Below are 19705 nucleotides of genomic sequence, written 5' to 3'. Positions count from 1 at the left end.
GCGGTTTCGGTCGCTCGCCTGCTGGGCTTGAAGGAGTGTCGTTATGGCAACCGTCCTTACCGCCGTGGTCCTTTTCCTCATCGGCCTGGCGCTTGGCGGCGGCGGCATCTGGTTGGCTTCGCTGGGCGGCAGTTGGTACTATGTCATAACAGGTCTCGCTTTCCTGATCGCCGCCTGGCTGCTCTACAGGCGCAAGTCCTTGGCGCTATGGCTCTATGCGGCGATCGTGATCGGCACGCTTTGCTGGGCGGTCTGGGAAATCGGCTTCGACTGGTGGGAGCTTGGCCCGCGCGGCGGCATCATCGTGCTTGTGGCGCTGTGGCTGCTGACGCCTTGGGCACGGCGGGGCCTCACCGGCCCGGACGGCCGGGCGCCGCTTATCCTGGCAGTGCTCGCCTCGCTTGCTGTCGCCGGTTATTCGATGACGGCGGATCCGAAGGATATCGCCGGCCAGCTCAGCGCCGACAAGGTGACGCCGACCGCCGATCTCGGCGGCGACGTGCCTGCCGGCGAATGGCACTATTACGGCCGCACACAATACGGCCAGCGCTATTCACCACTCGACCAGATCACTCCGGACAATGTGGCGAAGCTGCAGCCTGCCTGGACCTACCGCACAGGCGATGTGAAGGGGCCGGACGACGTCAGCGAGACGACCTATCAGGTGACGCCGCTGAAGGTTGGCGATACGCTCTACATCTGCACGCCGCACAATTTCGCCATCGCCATCGACGCCGCGACCGGGACGGAGAAGTGGCGCTACGATCCGCAGGTCAAGCTGGACAAGGACCGCCAGCACCAGACCTGCCGCGGCGTGTCGTATCATGCCGACGCCAGGATCGCCGCCGGCCAGCCCTGTGCCGCGCGTGTCTACCTGCCGACCTCCGATGCGCGGCTGATCGCGCTCGACGCGGCGAACGGGCAGGTCTGCCCAGCCTTCGCCGAGGGTGGCACGCTGAACCTGATGGCAAACATGCCCTATCCGAAGTCGGGCTATTACTATTCGACCTCGGCGCCATTGATATCGGGCGGCAAGATCATCGTCGGCGGCGCAGTCAACGACAATTATTCGACCGAGGAACCGTCCGGCGTCATCCGTGCCTTCGATGTCGATACCGGCGCCCTGGTCTGGAACTGGGATTCCGGCAATCCGGAGCAGACGACACCGCTGGCGCCGGGTGAAACCTATACCCACAACTCGCCCAACATGTGGTCGACGGCGAGCGCCGACGAGAAGCTCGGCCTGCTCTATGTGCCGCTTGGCAACCAGACGCCGGACCAGCTCGGCGCCGGGCGCAGCGCCAATGTCGAGAAATTCTCCTCCTCGATCACCGCGCTCGATCTCAACACCGGACAAGTGCGCTGGGTGCGGCAGACCGTACACCACGACCTCTGGGACATGGACGTTCCGGCGCAGCCGACGCTGATCGACATCACCACGGCCAGCGGCGCGGTGCCGGCGCTGGTCGGGCCGACAAAACAGGGCGACCTCTATGTGCTCGACCGGCGCAGCGGCGAGCCGATCATCCCGGTCAACGAAATGCCGGCGCCGGGCGGTGCGATCGAAGGCGATCACACCGCGCCGACGCAGCCGGTCTCGGATCTGACCTTCAATCCGAAGCCACTGACCGGCGCCGACATGTGGGGCATCACCATGTTCGACCAGCTGGCGTGCCGGATCGAATTCCAGGGCCTGCGCTATGAGGGCCGCTACACGCCGCCCTCCGTGCAGGGTTCGCTGATCTATCCCGGCAATTTCGGCACCTTCAACTGGGGTGGCGTGGCGGTCGATCCGGTCCGCCAGGTGATGTTCGGCATGCCGACTTATCTGGCGTTCAAGTCGCAGCTCATTCCGCGCGACCAGGTGCCGCCGCCGGACGAAGGGCGCGGCAGCGAGCAGGGCCTCAACCGCAACGAGGGCGCGCCCTACGCAGTGGTGATGGGCCCGTTCCTGTCGCCGCTCGGGGTGCCTTGCCAGGCGCCGCCCTGGGGCTATGTCGCGGGCGCCGACCTCAGGACCGGCAAGATCGCCTACAAGCATCGCAACGGCACCGTCTACGACATGACGCCGCTGCCGCTGCCATTCAAGGTCGGCGTGCCGGGCATTGGCGGGCCGATGATCACCGCCGGCGGCGTCGCCTTCCTGGGGGCGGCGGTCGACGATTATCTGCGCGCCTATGACCTGACTTCAGGCAAGCAGCTCTGGCAGGCCAGGCTGCCGGCCGGTGGTCAGTCGACGCCAATGACCTATACCGTCGCCGACGGGCGCCAGTTCGTGGTCATCGTCGCCGGCGGCCATGGCTCGGTCGGCACCAAGCCGGGTGACTATGTGATGGCTTACACGCTGCCGAAGTAGAGGCAGCGCAAGGCGAGTCTAGCCGAGCCCCAGATGACCCTTGAGGCTGGGCACGGAGCCAAGCACCTCGTTGGTCAGTTCGGGGCCGGCTGCCGTCTCAGCCTGCTGGATCAGCGTCGCGCCGGCCTGGCGGATCTGCGCCATGTCGAGGCCCGACGCCTTGAGCGCCGCGACACCGTTGATCAGCGCACCGGTCTTTTCGCCGAGCACGCCACCAAAGCGCGCCCTGCAGCGACGACAGGAGACCGCCGCCGGCCGGAGCGGCGGCCATGACGTCGTATTTCCGGGCCAGCCCATCGGCGCCGGGGATCTTGGCGAAGAAGCTGGAGACGCTTGTGCCTTCCGCTTCATGCTCGAGCACCGAGAAAATCGTGCCGACGATTTTTTCCGTCACGGCCTGGTCAAGGCCGGCTTTTTGGGAGACGGTATTGACGATGTCCTGGGCGTCCATAACCTGCCTCAGCCCCGGGTTTTCGTGTTTGCAGGCCGGCGTCGGTTGCTGCGGACCTTGACCACCGATCGGCTGGCGAAAGCGGCGGAACGCAGCGCCAGCAGGGCGGCGGCAGCAAGCACGAATGCGCTTGCCAGGATGGGGAAGGTCATGGGCATTGTTCCTTCTTGTCGGAGTTGGCCCTTGTCGGAGCCAGCCGGGCGGGGGCAGGTGAGCCACCGCCAGCAGCTTCCCTTCATATTGTGGCAGGACCATCAAGATTATCGGAAATGACCAAAATGTGATGGGAGCCGATCCTTCGCCTGAGGGCTTTTGCCGCGTCACTCATCCGTGACTGGACCATGCATGTTCCGACCCTATCTTCTCGCAGCGAGATCATCCCGAAGCGAGGAGCACGCCATGACGAAGTCCGCCGCCAGTCCCGAAAGCGCCAAGCCTGCCAAACCGGTCATCACGAAGCCCGCCATTACCCAGGCGATGATCGACGCCTATGACGAATACACGCATCTGACGCTCGACCGCCGCCGCTTCATGGAGCAACTGACCAGGCTTGCCGGATCGGGCGCGGCGGCGGCCACGATCGCCCCGCTGCTGGCGGCGAATGCGGCCCAGGCGGCGATCATTGCCGAGGACGATCCGCGGGTGACGGGCGAGGACATCACTTTCCCGGGCAGTAGTGGCGAGATGAAGGGCTATCTGGTCAAGCCGGCCGGCCAGTCTGGCAAGCTTGGCACCGTCATCGTCGTGCATGAGAACAGGGGGCTCAACCCGCATATACGTGATGTGGCACGGCGCATCGCGCTGGAAGGGTTCGTGGCGTTGGCGCCGGACTTCCTGTCGCCGCTCGGCGGCACGCCGGTCGACGAAGACAAGGCGCGTGACCTGTTTCCCAAGCTCGATCCGGCGCAGACCGCGGCCAATGCCGTGGCGGCGGTCGCCTTCCTCAAGGGGTACCAGGACGGCAATGGCAAGGTCGGCGCGGTCGGCTTCTGCTGGGGCGGCGGCACCGTCAATATGCTGGCGGTCAATGCGCCCGATCTCGCCGCCGGCGTTGCCTATTACGGCATGCAGCCGAAGGCCGAGGATGTGCCCAAGATCAAGGCGGCACTGCTGCTGCACTATGCCGGGCTCGACACGCGCATCAATGCCGGCATCGACGCCTTCAAGAAGGAACTCGGCGCGGCCCATGTCGAATACACCGTCTATGTCTATGAAGGCGCCAACCATGCCTTCAACAACGACACGTCGGCGGCCCGCTACGACAAGCAGGCGGCCGATCTTGCCTGGGGCCGGACGGTTACCTTCCTCAGGGAGAAGCTGGCGTAGCGGGTCTGGTTGTCAGGCGGCCGTCGGTATCCAGACTGTCTGGAAGGCCGGCGACAGAGTGAAGCCCGCCGGCAGCACCGACTCGGGTGGCGGACGACGGACGCCTTCCTGCAGATAGCGCAATGCCGACGTCAGCCCGTTCATCGTATAAGGTTTGGCGATGACGCCGATTGCCCCGGCGAAATGATCGGGAATGCGTTTTGGATTGGCGGTCATGAACACCACCATTGAGCGCTTGCTCCGACGGAAATGTTCGGCCACTTCGACGCCGGTCGCGCCGTCGGCCAGGTGAATGTCGACAAAGGCGATGTCGGCGTCTGTCGAATCGACCATATCGACCGCTTCGCCAGAGGAGGTCGCCCAGCCGACGACGCTGTGGCCGGCTTCCTCGATCAGACTTTCCAGTTCCATGGCCAGCAGCGCTTCGTCCTCGACGATGAGGACCTTGAGCGGTTCAATCATAACACATTCCCTTCTTGCTGCGGTACATTCGGCATCCTGATGACGACCCGGGTGCCGGGGCCGGCATCTCGCCATTCGATGTCGGCATGCAACTGGCGGCCGAGAGACTTGATCAGCCGCATGCCGAAAGAGGCATCACCATTGGAATCGGCCATGCCGACGCCGTCGTCGGTAACTTCGATATTGAGGTGGCCATCGGGCTGACTCATCTTGATGCCGATGCTGCCGGCGATCGATCCGTCCGGCTTTTCCTTGAAGGCGTGTTTCAGGGCGTTGGTGACGAGTTCGTTGACCATGAGGGCCACGGGGGTGGCTTTTTCGGCAGAAACGACAATCGGATCAAGGTCGAGCTTCGATGTTATCTCGGAACGTCCCGATGCCGTGAGCAGATCCGAAATCAAGTCGCGGGCGAAGTCCGAAACGTCGAACCTGCTGACGTCCTTCGATTGATATAGCCGGCGATGCACGGTGCTCAAGGCCTCGATGCGTTCCAGCATCGTGGTCAGCGATTGCCTTATGCCTTCGTCCTTTATGGTCCGGCGCTGCATGATGATCAGAGAAGAAATCATCTGCAAATTGTTCTTGACGCGATGATCGACCTCATGAAGCAGTGTTGTCTGCGCCTCCAGAGCGGCTTCCAACTCCTTCGTGCGTTCCCTGACCGCCTTTTCGAAGCGTTCCTTGTCAGCGCTCATCCGATGTTCGGACAGCTTGCGGTCGGAAACGTCAAGCTGCGAAGCAAAGAAGAACTGCAGCTCGCCTTTGTCATTGGATACCGGGCTGATGTAGAGCGCGTTCCAGAACGTCGAGCCGTCCTTGCGATAGTTCAAGAGATCGATGCTGATATCGCTGCGGCTCGCGATTGCTTCGCGAACCTGTTCCACTGCCATCCTGTCGGTCTCTGGTCCCTGCAGAAAGCGGCAGTTCTTGCCCAGAACCTCCTGTCGTTCGTAGCCGGTGAGGCGCAGGAAGGCGTCATTGGCGAATACGATAGGGTTGTCCGGCCGCCGGGGATCGGTGATGATCATCGACATCCTTGTGGCGCGAATGGCCGCCGCGAACGGATCGCCCTTGCCGTGCTCGGCATGCAAGTCGTCCGTCATGTGCCATGCATCGGCCGGCTCACTGGTGCGTTTCCAATCCATCTTTTGCTCCAACCGTTTTCGAAGGGACAACGGCGCAAAGGCGGGATTGGTTCAATCCTAAGCTTTCTGGTCGCAGCTGCTCGAATCGGGGAACCAAAGCGGGATTTTTACAAGCTATTGAAATAAATTGACTAATCGATCTGCTCTGGACCCGCCGACCTGTGGAAGGCGACGCCGGCCACGACCAGCGCGATGCCGAGGCAATCGGTGAGGCTCGGTATCTGCCGCAGTACAACGACGCCGATCAGCGTCGCGGTGACCGGCAGCAGCGACAGCATCAGCGCGAAGCTCGAGCGCGGCAGCCGCGACATGGCGAGCTGGTCGCAGATATAAGGGATGACCGACGAGCAGATGCCGACGCCGATGGCGGCTATGAGCAGCACTGGCGCCGAGAAGGCCGGCAGCGCATCGGCAAGACCGATAGGCAGCACGATGAGGAAAGCGACCGACATCGCGGCGCCCAGGCCGGCGATGCCGCCGCCGGCGCCGGCGCGGGCAATGCGATGGCCAAGCACGATGTAGAGGACGAACAGCGCGCCGTTGAGGAAGGCCCAGAACAGGCCGACCGGATCGCTCGACCATTTCACATCGATCAAAAGCAAGGTGCCGGTGACAGCGACGGCAAGGGCCGCGAGATTGCGCGGGCTTCTGAGGCCGACCAGCGCGACGCCGATGGTGCCGACGAATTCGATCGCCGCGACCAGCGAGATCGGCAAGCGGTCGAGCGCCAGGTAGAAGGAACAGTTCATGACGCCGAGGCAGATGCCGAAGGCCAGAAGCATCAATCTGGTCGAGCGGTCGGCGCGGGCAAAGACCGTCCACGGCCGGGTCAGCGGCGCGAAGACAAGGGCGGCAGTGGCGATGCGCAGCCACGCCATGCCGAGCACCCCGACATGCGGGAACAGCAGCACGGCGAAGGCTGGGCCGAGATAGTGGAACACGGCGCTGACGCCGAACCAGACATGCGGCGGCAACGCACTCGCCAAATTCGCAAGGGCTGGGCCGGCGAGGGCAGGGCTGGCTACGGGTGCTTGCGCTGGATCCTTCATGAGATCATTATCGCAAGGCATTTTTCCGGTTTATATGGATGATGACCGGCCAAAACAATCAATGGCCTTTCGATCCGAGGATTTTTTCATTGAAACGCCTTCGAAGCGAAAATCCAGATCTCGATGCCGCCGACCTGAAAATCCTGCGGCTGCTGGAAAAGGATGCGCGCACCAGCACGGCTGAACTGGCGCGTTCGGTCGGCCTGTCGGCGCCGAGCGTGGCTGAGCGCATCAAGCGGCTGCAGGAGAACGGCGTGATAGAAGCCTATACGGTCAGGATCAATCCGGCAGCGCTCGGCATGAAGCTGTCGGCATGGCTGCGGATCAGGCCGGTGCCGGGGCAACTGGCCGTGGTGGCCGAGATCATCCGCGACCTGCCGGAGATCGCGCAATGCGACCGGGTTACGGGTGAGGATTGCTTCATCGCGCTGGCGCATGTCGGCTCGGTAGCCGAGCTCGAACGGGTAATCGACCGCATCATCCCGCACGCGATGACCAACACCGCACTCATCCAGTCGTCACCGGTGACGGCGCGCTCGCCGCTGGGGGCGCTGAAGCGCTCGGTTTGATCTCGGAAAGGGGGCAGTGAAGCCTCGGCGTGACTTCCGGTCAGGCATGCCCGCGCTTCGAGCGCGCCTGTTTCAGGATGGCGCGCCAGCGGATCATGGCGAAGGGGATCGGCTCATTGTTGTTGGCGATGTGGAAGATCTCGTTGTTGAGATTCTTCAGCGAGCGCCAGAAATCATAGTCGCTGATGCGTGGATCGGCTGCCAGCCTGTCCGCCTCGACCTTGATGTCGGTTTTCATGCACGTTCCCCGAACCGCTTCCGTCCAGCCGCCCGTATCGCAACTCGATGCGGACGGTTTTCGACCGCCGCGCTGAGTCGTTCAACGACTCAATTCGGCTTGTTCACGTTAAAACCTCGGTAAGGTTAACGGGGGCCAGCCGCGGGTCAAGTCATCTTGCGGGCTAGTGCCAATTGCTTATCGGGGCATAGTGGCTTTGCGGCAACGGTATGAATATAAACAAGGACTTAAGCCGTATTCTGCAAAAAGAACCTCTTCAGGCACGACGCGGCTTGATGCCGATCGAACGGCCGGCGCGCTCCGGCATCGGCAGCACGGCATGGGCGGCGCGCATGGCCTCGACCCTGGCCAGGACATCGGCCGGGAAGGGCGCCACTTTCGGCCCGGACATGTCGACATGCAGCGATAGTGATTCGGAAGTGGCGGCGAGCCAGCCGTCGACATGGCGGATCTCCTGGTAGACCCTCAGCCGCTTGTCGTCATGGTCGAGGAGCTGGAAGGAAACGGTAACCTTGTGTTCCAAATGCAGCTCCTGCACGTAGCAGACATGCACTTCCGCCGTGTAGATGGTGAGGCGGCGGTCCTTGGCGTAGTTCGGTCCCATCCCCATCATCTCGAAGGCGTCGTCCGAGCAACGGTCGAACAGCACGTTGTAATAGGCCATGTTGAGATGGCCGTTGTAGTCGATCCAGTCCTTCTCGATGTCCATGGCTCGAGAAACGAAAGGGGCTGGGATCGGCATCTTGGATTTCCTTTTAGGGGTCGCTGGACAGAGCATGGTTGGTGAGACTACGCATCCATAAATCCATAACAAGTATGGACGCTGGTCCATTCGCGGAGGAATCGATGGCTCTGAGCGACCTCAATCAAGTCGAGCGCAACGAGGAAGGGATTGCCGCCGTGCTCGGCATCCTCAAGCAGCGGCTGGGTGAGCGGTTTCAGACCGGACAAGCCATCCGCTCCCAGCATGCGCATACCACCACCTACATTCCGACCCAGGCACCGGACGGCGTGGCCTTTGTCGAGACGACGGCCGAGGTGCAGGAAATCGTGTCGGCCTGCGCGGCGCACCGCGTGCCGGTGATCGCCTTCGGCGTTGGTTCCTCGCTGGAGGGCCATACCAATGCGCCGGGCGGCGGCATCTCGGTCGATACGTCGCGGATGAACCGCATCCTGGCGGTCAATCCGCAGGATCTCGATTGCACCGTCGAGGCCGGCGTGACGCGCGAGGATCTCAACCGCCATCTGCGCGACACCGGCCTGTTCTTCCCGATCGATCCGGGCGCCAACGCCTCGCTCGGCGGCATGGCGGCGACGCGGGCGTCGGGCACCAATGCCGTGCGCTACGGCACGATGCGCGAGAATGTGTTGTCGCTGACGGCGGTGATGGCGGACGGACAGACGGTGACGACGGGAAAACGCGCGAAGAAGAGCTCGGCCGGCTATGATTTGACGCGGCTCCTGATCGGATCGGAAGGCACGCTCGGCATCATCACCTCGCTGACCCTGAAGCTGCAGGGCATTCCGCAGGCGATCTCCGGCGGCGTCTGTCCATTTCCCAGCGTCGAGGCGGCCTGCAACGCGGTGATCGCGACGATCCAGATGGGCATTCCGGTGGCGCGCATCGAACTGGTCAATGCGCTGCAGATGCGGGCGATGAAAAGCTATTCGAAGCTCGACTATCCGGAAAGCCCATGCCTGTTCGTCGAATTCCATGGCAGTGACGCCGGCGTTGCCGAACAGGCCGAGACCTTCGGCGCGATCGCGGAGGAGTATGGCGGCGGTCCGTTCCTGTGGACCAGCGTCGCCGAGGAGCGGACGAAGCTTTGGAAGGCCAGGCACGACGCCTATTGGTCGTCGCTGACGCTCAGGCCCGGCGCCAAGGGCCTGTCGACCGACGTCTGCGTGCCGATCTCGCGCTTTGCCGAATGCGTCACCGAAACCGAAGCCGACATTGCCGAGATGGGGCTGGTCGCGCCGATCGTCGGCCATGCCGGCGACGGCAATTTCCATGTGCTGGTGTTGATGGACGTGGATGACCCGAAGGAAATCGCGCAGACGGAAGAATTCGTGGCGCGGCTGAACATGCGGGCGATCGGCATGGACGGGACCTGCACCGGCGAGCACGGCATCGGCCAGGGCAAGGTCGGTTTCCTGCGCCACGAACTTGGCCACGGCGTCGACATCATGCGCACGATCAAACAGGCGCTTGATCCGCTCAACATCATGAATCCGGGCAAGATCCTGCCGGCTGCAAAGTAGGCCATGACGATGCTCGCCTTGACCGTGCCGCCATTTGGCCGGAGACTTCAGGCGAGGGCCTGAAAACAGGCAGCTGCCAAGTCAGAGGAGCGAGCAGCATGGCGATGTCACGCAAGGAAGAGGCGCGGGCGCTGAGCGCCGACGAACACGGTCTGGTCGAGAAATCGCACCATCCGGCGGTTCAGGATCTTGCCGACGCCGAGCTTGCCGGCCTGGTCAAACTGTTGCGGGAGCGGCGCGACAAGGCGCAGAGCGAGGCGCATCGCCGTCGCCGCGAGATCCGCGGCAAAGGTGCGCCGAAAGGTGCCGCCGCTTCAAAGGCCGATGGTGGTTCGCAGTTGAAGCTCGAAGTTCTGGCGATGGCCATGCGGCGGCTGAATGGCGAGGCCGAACGCCGCCGCCAACTGGCGACGCGGATCTCGCTGGTCGATAATGCGCGCAAGGCGCTCGCCATGAAGCAAGGTGCTGGCGCGGACGGCCCCGAGTTCAATACACGGACCGCGCACAAGGGCATGCGGGCAGTGGTGAACCAGAGGGCGCCGAACCTGGTGCGGCCGATGGAACTTGGCCGCCAGCGCAAGGCGGCCAAGGTGGCGCAGGCAAAGCGCGACGCACGCTAAGAGACCGTTTGGAAACTCTACTCTGGCGGCCATCTGATGGCGTTTTCTGCGCTTCCGGCCTTCGCCGGCCGAAGCACTCGTGAGCGTCGTGGTCGTCAAGGCTACGGCCGACATAGGCCGGTGCTCACGGACCCAAATGTCCGCTCCGGTTCTCGAAAACCACCTGTTTGGTCGCTTCGCGCCCGTCTTCGACTCCGGCTCGGCCTGACCTGAATCTCGATACACCTTGGAGCGGCGTGGCTGCAAATACTCTAAGGCTTCCCCTGCGCTTCCTCGACAAGTGTTTGCAGCATGGGGCGGGTTGGGGCGAAGAATGTGGTGCCGGTATGCGGCGTGGAGACATCGAGCAGCCGGTCGTAGGCGCCCGACGGCTCGCCGACATACATTCGCTGCAGCATCTTCTCGATCACCCAGAGATAGCGGGAATAACCGATAAAGTAGGTTCCGAACTCGTTTTGCCCGGGCCGACCGAAGGGCATGTTGTCGCGCAGGATGTCGTATTCATTGCCGTCGGCATCCTCGATGGTGGCCAGCGACTTGTGCGATTTGCGCGGAGCGTCGTCATCGTCGATCTCGATATTGTCGATCTTGGTGCGGCCGATGATCTCCTCCTGGAGCGGCGTTGGAATTCGCGCCCAGGCAGCAAGATCGTGCAAATATTTCTGCACGACGACATAGCTGCCGCCGGCGAAGTCGGCATCCTCATCACCGACAAGTGCTGAGGCGGGCAGATCGAGGCCGGTCGGGTTGGCCGTGCCATCGACGAAGCCGAGCAGGTCACGCGCATCGAAATAGCGAAAGCCGGAGACCTCGTCGACGACAGTCACGCTCTCGCCAAGACTGCCGAGCAGAATCCGCTCGAACTCAAAGCACATGTCGGGGCGTTCGGACCGGATGTGGAAGAGAAGGTCGCCGGGTGTCGACGGCGCCGAATGAACCGCGCCCTTGATCGCCGCGAACGGTCTCAACTCAAGCGGCCGCCGGTCTGGACAGAGACGATCCCAGAGGTCGCGGCCGATCCCGGCAATGCATGACAGCCGGCCGGAAAGGTCGCGGAAGCCGACGGTCTTGACGAGATCGTCGAGCCCGCCGAGCACCGAGGCGACCTTGGCGAGAGCGGCCGGCTCATTGGCGACGGTGACGACAAGAAACACCGCCGAAAGCGACAGCGGAGCGTCGACGCTCTGCGCATCGATCGGCACACGCTCCCAATTCTTCCCCGACATGCGAAAGTCTCCGTTTTTTCCAGGATTTGTTTCAGACGGTCACGAACCGGAGACATCGCGAGAAGAGAACGAGTCCGCTCAAGACAGGATACCGCGATCGCCAGGGATCAGGCAACAGCGTATGGCGTCATCGCCTTGCCGACGACACGATCGAATTGCCTCTTTATCGACACGCTGATGCGGGTAGAGTGCGGCTGACTTTCAATCGATGCTTGGGGATTGATGCTCGCACGCCTGTTCGTGATCTTCGGTGGCCTTTTCGTGCTGGTGCTGTGCGCGGCGCTGGTGGTGCCGTATTTCATCGACTGGGCGGGCTACCGCGCCGACTTCGAGCGTGAGGCGAGTGCCATCCTGGGCCGCAGGGTAACCGTCCAGGGCGATGCCACGGCAAGACTGTTGCCGTTTCCCTCGGTGACCTTTTCGAACGTCACCGTCGCCGGCGGCGCCGGCGGCCAGCCGGCGATGACCGTCGAGACCTTTTCGATGGACGCCGAACTTGCGCCCTTCCTGCGCGGCGAAGTGCTGATCTTCGACATGCGGCTGGTCAGGCCGAAGGCGACGATCGACATTGCCCAGGACGGAACCGTCGACTGGGCGATGCGGCCATCCTCGCCCTTCGATCCCAGCCAGATCTCGATCGAGAAGCTGACGATTACCGAGGGGCAGATCGCGCTCCGCCATGCCGCCGGCGGGCGCAGCCATCTCATTTCCGAGATCAACTCGACGATCTCGGCCAAGTCGCTGGCCGGGCCATGGCGATTGGACGGGTCAATGCGGCTTGACGGTTTGCGCACCAATGTCGCCGCCTCCACCGGCAAGGCCGGTGCGAATGGAGAGATGCGGCTCCGGCTCAGGGCCAATCCGGATGCCTATCCGCTGGTCATCGAAACCGACGGCAATGCGGGCATCGTCGAGGGCGCCGCAGTCTATTCGGGCCAGTTCAAGATCTCAGGCGCCGACAAGAATGGCGCGGACAAGAATGGAGTCGGCCAGAATTCAGCTGAGTTGCGCGGAACCGATGGTGAAACGGTAAAGGTTAGCGCGGGGAAACCCGATCCGGGATTCAGGCTGAATGGCAAGTTCTCGCTCGACCACCAGAAGCTCGGCATCGACGAATTCCGCTTCGAGACCGGGCCGCTCGACAATCCCTATACCGCCGACGGCAAGGCTTCGGTCGATCTCGGCCTGAAGCCGAGTTTTGCGATCGAGGCCAACGGCGCGCAGGTGCAGTTCGATGAAGCCGTGGGCGCTGGGGGTGGCGCCGGCCTGACGCTGGATCAGCGCATTGCCGGGCTGGAGCAGGCGCTGCTCGGCCTGCCGAAACCGACCATACCGGGCACCGTCGAGGTCAAGTTGCCGGCGGTGGTCGCCGGCGACACGACGGTTCGCGACGTTCACCTTTCCGCCGAGCCGACCGATGGCGGCTGGTCGGTGAAGTCGCTGGCCGCGACGCTGCCCGGCCGCGCCAGGCTGGAAGCCAATGGCATGCTCAGCGTGGAGAACCATTTCGGCTTCACCGGTTCGCTGCTTCTGGCGGTGGCGCAACCGTCAGGCTTTGCCGCCTGGCTGTCGAAGGATGTCGACGAGGCGATCCGTCGGCTGCCGGCCGCCGGTTTCAAGGCGAATGTCGACCTGACCGAAAAGCGCCAGGCTTTCAGCGACCTTGAACTTGTGCTCGGCAAGGCGAAATTTTCCGGCCGTATCGATTCCAGCCAGCCCGACGACGCCAAGCCATCGGTGCTGATGCGGCTCGAAGGCGGCGAACTCGATGTCGACGGCCTTGCCGCCTTCGCCTCGATCTTCATCAGCGACAAGGGCGCCAACCGGTTTTCCGACCGCGATCTCGATTTCCAGATCAAGGCGGGGCCGGTCAGCGCCGGCGGGCTGACCGCCGATACGGTCGATACCGCCCTGAGGCTGCGCGACGGGCTGCTCGAAATCGACCGGCTTTCAGTCGGTGGACTTGCCGGCGCATCGATCAGCGCCACCGGCCGGGTCAAGGATTTCCCGCAGAGCCCGACCGGCAAGCTTGACGCGTCGGTGGTTGCCGTCGACCTCAAGCCGCTGATCGACGTGGCGGCGCAGCACTATCCGGACAATGCCATACTGGCAGGGCTGAAGACCCGCGTGGCGGCCTATCCCGAACTGTTCCAGGATGCGCGCATCGATCTGGTATCGAGTGCCGCCGACAATGGCGACGGCACCACGGGGCTGGCGGTGAGCGCGCAAGGAAAGGCCGGCGGCTCGGCCTTCTCGGCATCGCTGTCGGGCAAGGGCGCGGCCGACCGGCTGCTCGAGGCGCCGCTGACGCTGACCTTCAATGCCAGGAATCCCGACGCGACGGCGCTTCTGGCACTTTACGGCCTGCCTGCGCTGCCGCTCGGCATGCTCGGCGAGGCGACAACCGATGTCTCGGCGAAGGGCACGTTTGGCGGCGGCATGGCGACGAGTTTCAGCCTCGCCGGCAACGACTTCAAGGCCGGTTTCGACGGGACGGTGGCCGAGACGCCGCAAGGCCGCACTGCCAAGGGCAAAGTCAGCCTCGAGGCCACCGACATCGAGCCATGGCTGATGACGACCGGCGTCGGCATGCCGGGCATGGGGGCAGGCATGTCGACCTCGCTTGCAGCCGATGCCGATTATGGCAACGGCCTCCTGGTGCTGAGCGGCCTCAGCGGCGCCATCAACGAGGCGGCAGTTTCCGGCGACGTCAATGTCGATACCAAGGATGGATTGCCGCATCTCGCCGGCGCGCTGGCGCTCGATGAACTCGATCTCGATCCGATGGCGGTGATGCTGTTCGGTGACCAGTCTTTCCTCGACACGAACGGAACCTGGCCGACCGCCCCGTTCAGCCAGAAATCCAGCCTGCCGTTCACCGCGGACCTCGACCTGACCACGGCGGCGCTGGCCGCCGGTCCGCTGGCCACGGCCTATGATGGGACGCTGTCGCTGAAGCTTGACCAGGAAGGCATCCGTGTGTCGGACCTCAAGGCAAAGCTCTTCGGCGGCAAGCTTACCGGGCTGTTCGAGCTGAAGAACAATGAGGGCACCGGGCTGTTTTCCGGCCAGATGAAACTTGCCGGCACCGACCTGTCCACCGTAATGCCGGAGGCCGGCATCAGCGGCAACGGCGATTTCTCGACGGCGCTTTCGACCAGCGGCAAATCGGTCGATGCGATGATTGCGGCATTGTCCGGCTCGGGGACCGCGGCGCTGAAGGGCTTGACCATTGCCGGCGTCAATCCCGGTGCTTTTGGCGCCTTCATCGCCAAGGCCGATGCGATCGGGCGCGACATCGATGCGGCCAAGACCGCCGGCTTCGCGCCCCAGATTGCCGTGGACGGCAGTTTTCCGGCTGGGGATACGGACATCGCCTTCACCGTGGCCGGCGGCACGCTGAGGGCGCCGCCGGTCAATTTCGACAATCCGGCGGCGACCTTGTCCGCCGACATCACCGCGGACCTGAACACCAGCACGGTCGCCGCCACCGGCTCGATCACCTATCGGCCGGGCGACGAGGCGCTGGTCGGTTCTGAACCGACCCTGAATTTCAGCGTCGACGGACCGTTCAGCGCCCCAAAACGGCAATTCGACAGCGAGCCGCTGGCGCAGTTCCTGACCCAGCGTGCGCTGGAAAAAGAGCAGCAGCGGGTCGAGGCCATGCAGGCGGCTCTGCTTGAGAAACAGCGGCTGCGGCGCGAGGTGCGTTATTACGCGGCCCTGCAGAGCGAGCGCGAGAGGGCAGCCGAGGAATTGCGCAAGCAGGAAGAAGCGGCGCGGCTGCAAGCCGAGGCTGACGCCAGGGCGAAGGCCGAAGCCGAGGCGCAAGCCCAGGCCGAAGCGGAAGCCAAGGCCAGGGCGGACGCTGAGGCGAACGCCAAGGCCAAGCAACAGGCCGCCGAGGAGGCGGAAGCGAAGGCCAAGGCGGACGCCGAAGCCAAAGCCAAGACAGACGCCGAAGCCAAGGCAAAGCCAGAAGAGGAAGCGCAGGCGAAGGCCAAGGCAGAGGCCGAAGCCAAGGCCGAGGCCGAGCGAAGGGCCGCCGAGGCAGCCAAGAAGGCACAAGTCGAAGAGGAAGAGCGCCAGAAAGCGGAGGAGGCGATGCGGATCGCCTCCGAGGAAAAAGCCAAGCTCGACGCCGAGCGCAAAGCCGCGGCAGAGGCGCCGAAGGTGGAGCGCGCACCGCAACCGCCAGCCAACGACAACCCGCCGCCGGCCGAAGCCACGCCGAAACCGCAGCTTAAGCCGTCTTCGATCGAAAATTTGCTGAAGTCGTTGCAATAGGGCGGTAGGGCGAGGCCTTCCCGTAGTTCACCGTAAGCCTCGACTACTTATCCAGCATCCTGTAGCTGCCCACCACGATCATCTCCTCACGTTGCGGGCGTTCGCTGCAGCGATCCCTGATGCCGTTTTGAAATGCCTCGAATGCGGCCAGCCCGGTGATGATATCGGCATGCGCATCGGTTTCCGTCTCGACCAAATGGACGAATGTCCCGTCACCGGACCGCAAGGTCATATAGCGAACGCCATCTGGCGATTTGTCCTGCAACTCCTGGAAAACGGCCTTGATCAACCGCTCGTTCTCATCGGCTCTTTCTGGTTTGGTCTTGTAGCGTATCAGATGACGTTTCATCTCTGGCCTTCCTCTAGATGTCCAGCGCCCAGGGGTGGCGTCGCCTAAACGATCCAGACCTCAAGCATTGTTGGCGCGCTTGGCCCAGTCCAGGACGTAGAGCCTGAGCGCCGACGACAGGTTGGCGTCGCGGGGGCGGGTTTCATCGATTTCGGCGACCAGTGCGGCAAGCGTCAGTTTTCGTTCAGCCGCAATGGCGACGAGATCGTCATAGAAGGGCTTTTCGAGGGAATAGCTGGTGCGATGGCCGCGAATGGTCACCGAGCGTTTTTCGACCGGGCTCATTTCACTTCATTTCAGGCATCGGATTCATCCGAAAATCGCCGCGCATTTTTCGGTCCGATGTTCTGGTCGCCCGGTTCGCCTGGCTTTTCGCGGCGATGGCCTGAAACGAACTTCTCGCCCTTGTCGGCGGCTAGCCGGTCACGCTCCCGCTCGGTCCTGGAGCGGCCATGCAGCGCCCGGTTCTGTTCGGCCAGGCGCTCCTTTTCGGCGCGCGCCTTCTGTTTGCGGGCATGGCGGAGATTGACGATGTCGGCCATCTCGCGCGGCCCGTTGGGTTATTTCTTGCGGAAGGCGTCGAGGGACACCACGTCGGCGCCCTTGGCCGCGGCGTCGGCCGCGGCAGGCTTCTTTTCGGCCTCGGCGGCCTTCTTCTTGGTTTCCGGCTTCTTCTCGGCGACGATGGCCAGAGGCTCGGAAGGCTGGGTGGCTTCGTCCTCCGAAGTTTCCGTCTTCACGTCGAATTCAAGCTCGAAATTGACGGACGGGTCATAAAAGCCGCGTACGGCCGAGAACGGGATTTCCAGCTTTTCCGGCACGTCGGAGAAGGACAGCCCGACCTCGAAGCCGGTGTCGGTGACCTTCAGGTCCCAATACTGGAACTGGATGACGATGGTCATCTGTTCGGGATAGCGCTCGCGCAGCCGCGAAGACACGCGCACGCCCGGCGCGCCGGTCAGGAAGGTGATGAAGAAATGATGGTTGCCGGGGAGGCCGGTGCGCGCGACCTCGGCCAGGACTTTGCGCATGACGCCGCGCAAGGCCTCCTGGGCCAGAATGTCGTAGCGGATGTGGTCGTCGGCCATATGCCAGTCAGGTTCCGTTGAATCGTCCGCATAGCTGTAATCAAGCTTGAGGGCGGCGTAAACCGGATATAGAGGCCGAGCGTGCAGATGCGAGGCAACGATGCCTGAGATTTGATCGCTTTATTTCATGCATGTCGTGGTTTCAAAACCGCTACGCGCTTTGGGCGACCTGCATCAGGCGTTGGCAAGCGCGCCCTGTTTGCTCGCGTTGGCTGCAGGCTGCCGCTTGCCGAAGGCGCGCAGGAAGGTGCGCACGCCATGCGTCGCGGATTGCAGCACCTCGTCTTCGTCGGGCGTGCCGCCGAGCATGAAGGTGGTCTGCAGTTCGGCATTGGCAAGCGCCATGAACTGGCGCGCCGCGACATCGGGATCGTCAATGTCGAGAAAACCGGCATGGGCGAGGCGGGCAAAGCGGGCTGCGATCGCCGGCCACGTCCTGCCCGGTCCCTGTTCGCGCCATTCAGCGAAGAGTTCGGGATAGCGCTCGCCCTCGGTCTGGATCAGCTTGCGCAGGAATTTTCCGTCGCGGTTGCAGATGCAGTTGCGGTTCATGCGCACGGCGAAGGCGATCAGGTCGGCCTCGAGATCCTTCGGCTGGTCGGGAAAGGTCGAAATGGTGGCGAAGATGCCCGCATTGCAGCGCTCTGTGAGATCGCGGACGATGGCGACGAAGAGTTTCTCCTTGTCGCCATGGTGATTATAGATCGTCTGGCGCGACACGCCGGCTTCGGCGGCGATCATGTCGATATTGGCGCCGGCGAAGCTCTCGCGGCAGAACACCTCACTGGCAGCATCCATGATGGAGACACGCTTGGCCTCATGGCCGCGTGACGGGACAATGTCAGGAGAAACGCCGAGCTTCATGGAAATCTATATAGAGGTGATTGACGAATTGGACAAGAGTGTCTAAATTTGTGGACCTTACATAGAGAGATTTCGCTCGGCAGGGACGAAGAATTCGGTCCTGCAGGGTAGGAATTTGACGGGATGGAACGTCCTGGGGTTAGACGCCGGTCCGCGGCGGCAACCAGATTCGAAAGATGCCTACACCATGAGTCCTAAATTCCTCCGCATTGCGGTCGTGCTCGGCCTGTTGTCCGCCATCGGCCCCTTCGCCATCGACATGTATCTCCCGGCATTGCCTTCGATCGGCGAAGACCTCAACGCCAGCACGGCCGCCGTGCAGATGAGCCTGCTGATCTTCTTCCTGTCCATGGGTTTCGGCCAGATCCTCGTCGGACCGATCTCCGACATGGTTGGCCGCAAGCTGCCGCTCTATGGCGGTCTGGCGCTGTTCATGGTCGGCGGCGTCGGCTCGGCGATGGCGCCGACCATCGAATGGCTGATCGCCTTCCGTTTCCTGCAAGGGCTCGGCGCCAGCGCCGGCATGGCGGTGCCGCGCGCCATCGTGCGTGACCTGCACACCGGCACCGAGGCGGCCAAGCTGATGTCGCTCCTGATGCTGGTGTTTTCCGTGTCGCCGATCCTGGCGCCGCTGACCGGCAGCGTCATCATCGAGAATTTCGGCTGGCGCGCCGTGTTCTGGACGGTGACGGGCGCGGCGGTGCTCGCCACCATCCTGCTCGCCACCTCGCTGAAGGAAACGCGGCCGGTTGAAGAGCGCGCCGGCTCCTCCTTCGGCACGGCGCTTTCAGGCTACCGCTTCCTGATGGGCGATCGCAACTTCCTTGGCCTGACGGCCATCGCCGGCTTCGGCATTGCGAGCTTCTTCGTCTATCTGTCGAGTTCCTCCTTCATCCTGATCGACCACTATGGGTTGTCGCCTTCGGTCTACAGCGTGTTCTTCTCGATCAACGCGGTGGCCTTCATCGGTATGTCGCAGTTGACCGGCCTGCTGTCGGAGCGCTTCGGGCTGCGGCGCGTGGTGCGCATCGCGGTGGTCGGCTATGCGACGACGATGGTGGTGCTGTTCGCGATCATGGCGTCCGGCGTCGACCGGCTCGACGTGATGGCGGCGCTGCTGTTCATCGGCTACGGTTTTCTCGGCCTGGTCATCCCGACGACGTCGGTGCTGGCCATGGAGGAGCATGGCGAAATCGCCGGCACCGCCTCGGCCCTGATGGGCACGCTGCATTTCGCCATCGGCGCGGTCGCCATGGGTGTCGCCGGCGTGTTCTTCGACGGAACACCGCTGCCGATGGTCGCCGGCATCACGCTTTGCGCGGTGATCTCGTTCACCCTGGCCAAGGTGTCGCTCGGCCGTGGACGCGAAACAGTCGAAGCGCCGGCCGAGTAACCATCGCCAGATCTCAGGAA

20 protein-coding genes are annotated in these 19705 nt (G+C 63.3%); 7 read left to right on the top strand and 13 right to left on the bottom strand.

From position 1 onward, the window contains the following. Positions 1-43: 43 nt before the first annotated feature. Complete coding sequence (locus tag C9427_RS17865) at positions 44-2356, top strand: glucose/quinate/shikimate family membrane-bound PQQ-dependent dehydrogenase (RefSeq protein ID WP_107650455.1); 2313 nt, start codon at positions 44-46, stop codon at positions 2354-2356. Positions 2357-2374: 18 nt separating this feature from the next. On the opposite strand, the gene C9427_RS34805 is transcribed toward C9427_RS17865, so the two are convergent. Further along, the gene (locus C9427_RS34805; RefSeq protein ID WP_245437095.1) at positions 2375-2566 is read right to left on the bottom strand and encodes a hypothetical protein; all 192 of its coding nucleotides are present in this window, start codon (positions 2564-2566) and stop codon (positions 2375-2377) included. Between the two features lie 249 nt (positions 2567-2815). Further along, positions 2816-2959 carry a hypothetical protein gene (locus C9427_RS34110; RefSeq protein WP_167434389.1) on the bottom strand — a complete coding sequence of 48 codons (144 nt, stop codon included), beginning with the start codon at positions 2957-2959 and terminating at the stop codon, positions 2816-2818. Between the two features lie 247 nt (positions 2960-3206). On the opposite strand from C9427_RS34110, the gene C9427_RS17855 reads away from it, so the two are divergent. Continuing rightward, positions 3207-4133 carry a dienelactone hydrolase family protein gene (locus C9427_RS17855; RefSeq protein ID WP_107650454.1) on the top strand — a complete coding sequence of 309 codons (927 nt, stop codon included), beginning with the start codon at positions 3207-3209 and terminating at the stop codon, positions 4131-4133. Between the two features lie 12 nt (positions 4134-4145). On the opposite strand, the gene C9427_RS17850 is transcribed toward C9427_RS17855, so the two are convergent. From C9427_RS17850 to C9427_RS17840, 3 genes are all read right to left on the bottom strand, one after another. Then, the gene (locus C9427_RS17850; RefSeq protein WP_107650453.1) at positions 4146-4595 is read right to left on the bottom strand and encodes a response regulator; all 450 of its coding nucleotides are present in this window, start codon (positions 4593-4595) and stop codon (positions 4146-4148) included. Beyond that, positions 4592-5740, bottom strand: coding sequence for a histidine kinase dimerization/phosphoacceptor domain -containing protein (locus C9427_RS17845; RefSeq protein WP_107650452.1), 1149 nt, complete (start codon positions 5738-5740; stop codon positions 4592-4594). Before C9427_RS17845 ends, C9427_RS17850 begins: the two co-directional genes overlap by 4 nt. 131 nt (positions 5741-5871) lie before the next feature. Further along, the gene (locus tag C9427_RS17840; protein ID WP_107650451.1) at positions 5872-6789 is read right to left on the bottom strand and encodes an EamA family transporter; all 918 of its coding nucleotides are present in this window, start codon (positions 6787-6789) and stop codon (positions 5872-5874) included. Positions 6790-6878: 89 nt separating this feature from the next. Here C9427_RS17840 and C9427_RS17835 point away from each other — a divergent pair, with 89 nt between their 5' ends. Continuing rightward, positions 6879-7358 carry an Lrp/AsnC family transcriptional regulator gene (locus C9427_RS17835; protein ID WP_107650514.1) on the top strand — a complete coding sequence of 160 codons (480 nt, stop codon included), beginning with the start codon at positions 6879-6881 and terminating at the stop codon, positions 7356-7358. A gap of 40 nt (positions 7359-7398) precedes the next feature. Here the strand turns inward: C9427_RS17835 and C9427_RS17830 are convergent, their stop codons facing one another. Both C9427_RS17830 and C9427_RS17825 read right to left on the bottom strand, forming a co-directional pair. Then, positions 7399-7596, bottom strand: coding sequence for a hypothetical protein (locus tag C9427_RS17830; RefSeq protein WP_008876617.1), 198 nt, complete (start codon positions 7594-7596; stop codon positions 7399-7401). A 256-nt stretch (positions 7597-7852) separates the two neighbouring features. After that, positions 7853-8338: a thioesterase family protein gene (locus tag C9427_RS17825; RefSeq protein WP_107650450.1), complete on the bottom strand. Its 486-nt coding sequence runs from the start codon at positions 8336-8338 to the stop codon at positions 7853-7855. Positions 8339-8442: 104 nt separating this feature from the next. On the opposite strand from C9427_RS17825, the gene C9427_RS17820 reads away from it, so the two are divergent. Next, positions 8443-9858, top strand: a complete 1416-nt coding sequence (locus C9427_RS17820; protein WP_107650513.1) for an FAD-binding oxidoreductase — start codon at positions 8443-8445, stop codon at positions 9856-9858. Positions 9859-9956: 98 nt separating this feature from the next. Continuing rightward, positions 9957-10478 carry a hypothetical protein gene (locus C9427_RS17815; protein WP_107650449.1) on the top strand — a complete coding sequence of 174 codons (522 nt, stop codon included), beginning with the start codon at positions 9957-9959 and terminating at the stop codon, positions 10476-10478. A 251-nt stretch (positions 10479-10729) separates the two neighbouring features. On the opposite strand, the gene C9427_RS17810 is transcribed toward C9427_RS17815, so the two are convergent. After that, positions 10730-11704 (bottom strand): Dyp-type peroxidase, encoded by a 975-nt coding sequence (locus tag C9427_RS17810; RefSeq protein WP_107650448.1) that lies wholly within the window; start codon positions 11702-11704, stop codon positions 10730-10732. Positions 11705-11926: 222 nt separating this feature from the next. Here C9427_RS17810 and C9427_RS17805 point away from each other — a divergent pair, with 222 nt between their 5' ends. Further along, the gene (locus tag C9427_RS17805) at positions 11927-15991 is read left to right on the top strand and encodes an AsmA family protein (RefSeq protein ID WP_107650447.1); all 4065 of its coding nucleotides are present in this window, start codon (positions 11927-11929) and stop codon (positions 15989-15991) included. 43 nt (positions 15992-16034) lie between these two features. On the opposite strand, the gene C9427_RS17800 is transcribed toward C9427_RS17805, so the two are convergent. The 5 genes from C9427_RS17800 to C9427_RS17780 all read right to left on the bottom strand — a co-directional run bounded on the left by C9427_RS17800 (position 16035) and on the right by C9427_RS17780 (position 18292). Further along, a complete protein-coding gene (locus tag C9427_RS17800; protein ID WP_107650446.1) occupies positions 16035-16340 on the bottom strand; it encodes a hypothetical protein in 306 nt (101 codons plus the stop codon). 60 nt (positions 16341-16400) lie between these two features. Further along, positions 16401-16625 carry a ribbon-helix-helix domain-containing protein gene (locus C9427_RS17795; RefSeq protein WP_107650445.1) on the bottom strand — a complete coding sequence of 75 codons (225 nt, stop codon included), beginning with the start codon at positions 16623-16625 and terminating at the stop codon, positions 16401-16403. 11 nt (positions 16626-16636) lie between these two features. Continuing rightward, a complete protein-coding gene (locus C9427_RS17790) occupies positions 16637-16882 on the bottom strand; it encodes a DUF4169 family protein (RefSeq protein WP_107650444.1) in 246 nt (81 codons plus the stop codon). An 18-nt stretch (positions 16883-16900) separates the two neighbouring features. Continuing rightward, positions 16901-17428 (bottom strand): SspB family protein, encoded by a 528-nt coding sequence (locus C9427_RS17785; RefSeq protein WP_107650443.1) that lies wholly within the window; start codon positions 17426-17428, stop codon positions 16901-16903. Between the two features lie 174 nt (positions 17429-17602). Beyond that, on the bottom strand, positions 17603-18292 hold the full coding sequence (locus tag C9427_RS17780) for a TetR/AcrR family transcriptional regulator (RefSeq protein WP_107650442.1): 690 nt from the start codon (positions 18290-18292) through the stop codon (positions 17603-17605). Between the two features lie 187 nt (positions 18293-18479). Here C9427_RS17780 and C9427_RS17775 point away from each other — a divergent pair, with 187 nt between their 5' ends. Continuing rightward, positions 18480-19685 carry a multidrug effflux MFS transporter gene (locus tag C9427_RS17775; protein WP_107650441.1) on the top strand — a complete coding sequence of 402 codons (1206 nt, stop codon included), beginning with the start codon at positions 18480-18482 and terminating at the stop codon, positions 19683-19685. Positions 19686-19705: the final 20 nt, after the last annotated feature.

Source organism: Mesorhizobium helmanticense, from assembly GCF_003034915.1.
Taxonomy (GTDB): Bacteria; Pseudomonadota; Alphaproteobacteria; order Rhizobiales; family Rhizobiaceae; genus Mesorhizobium; species Mesorhizobium helmanticense.
Note: the sequence above shows the minus strand (reverse complement) of the source record. Positions and strands in the feature narration are given on the sequence as shown.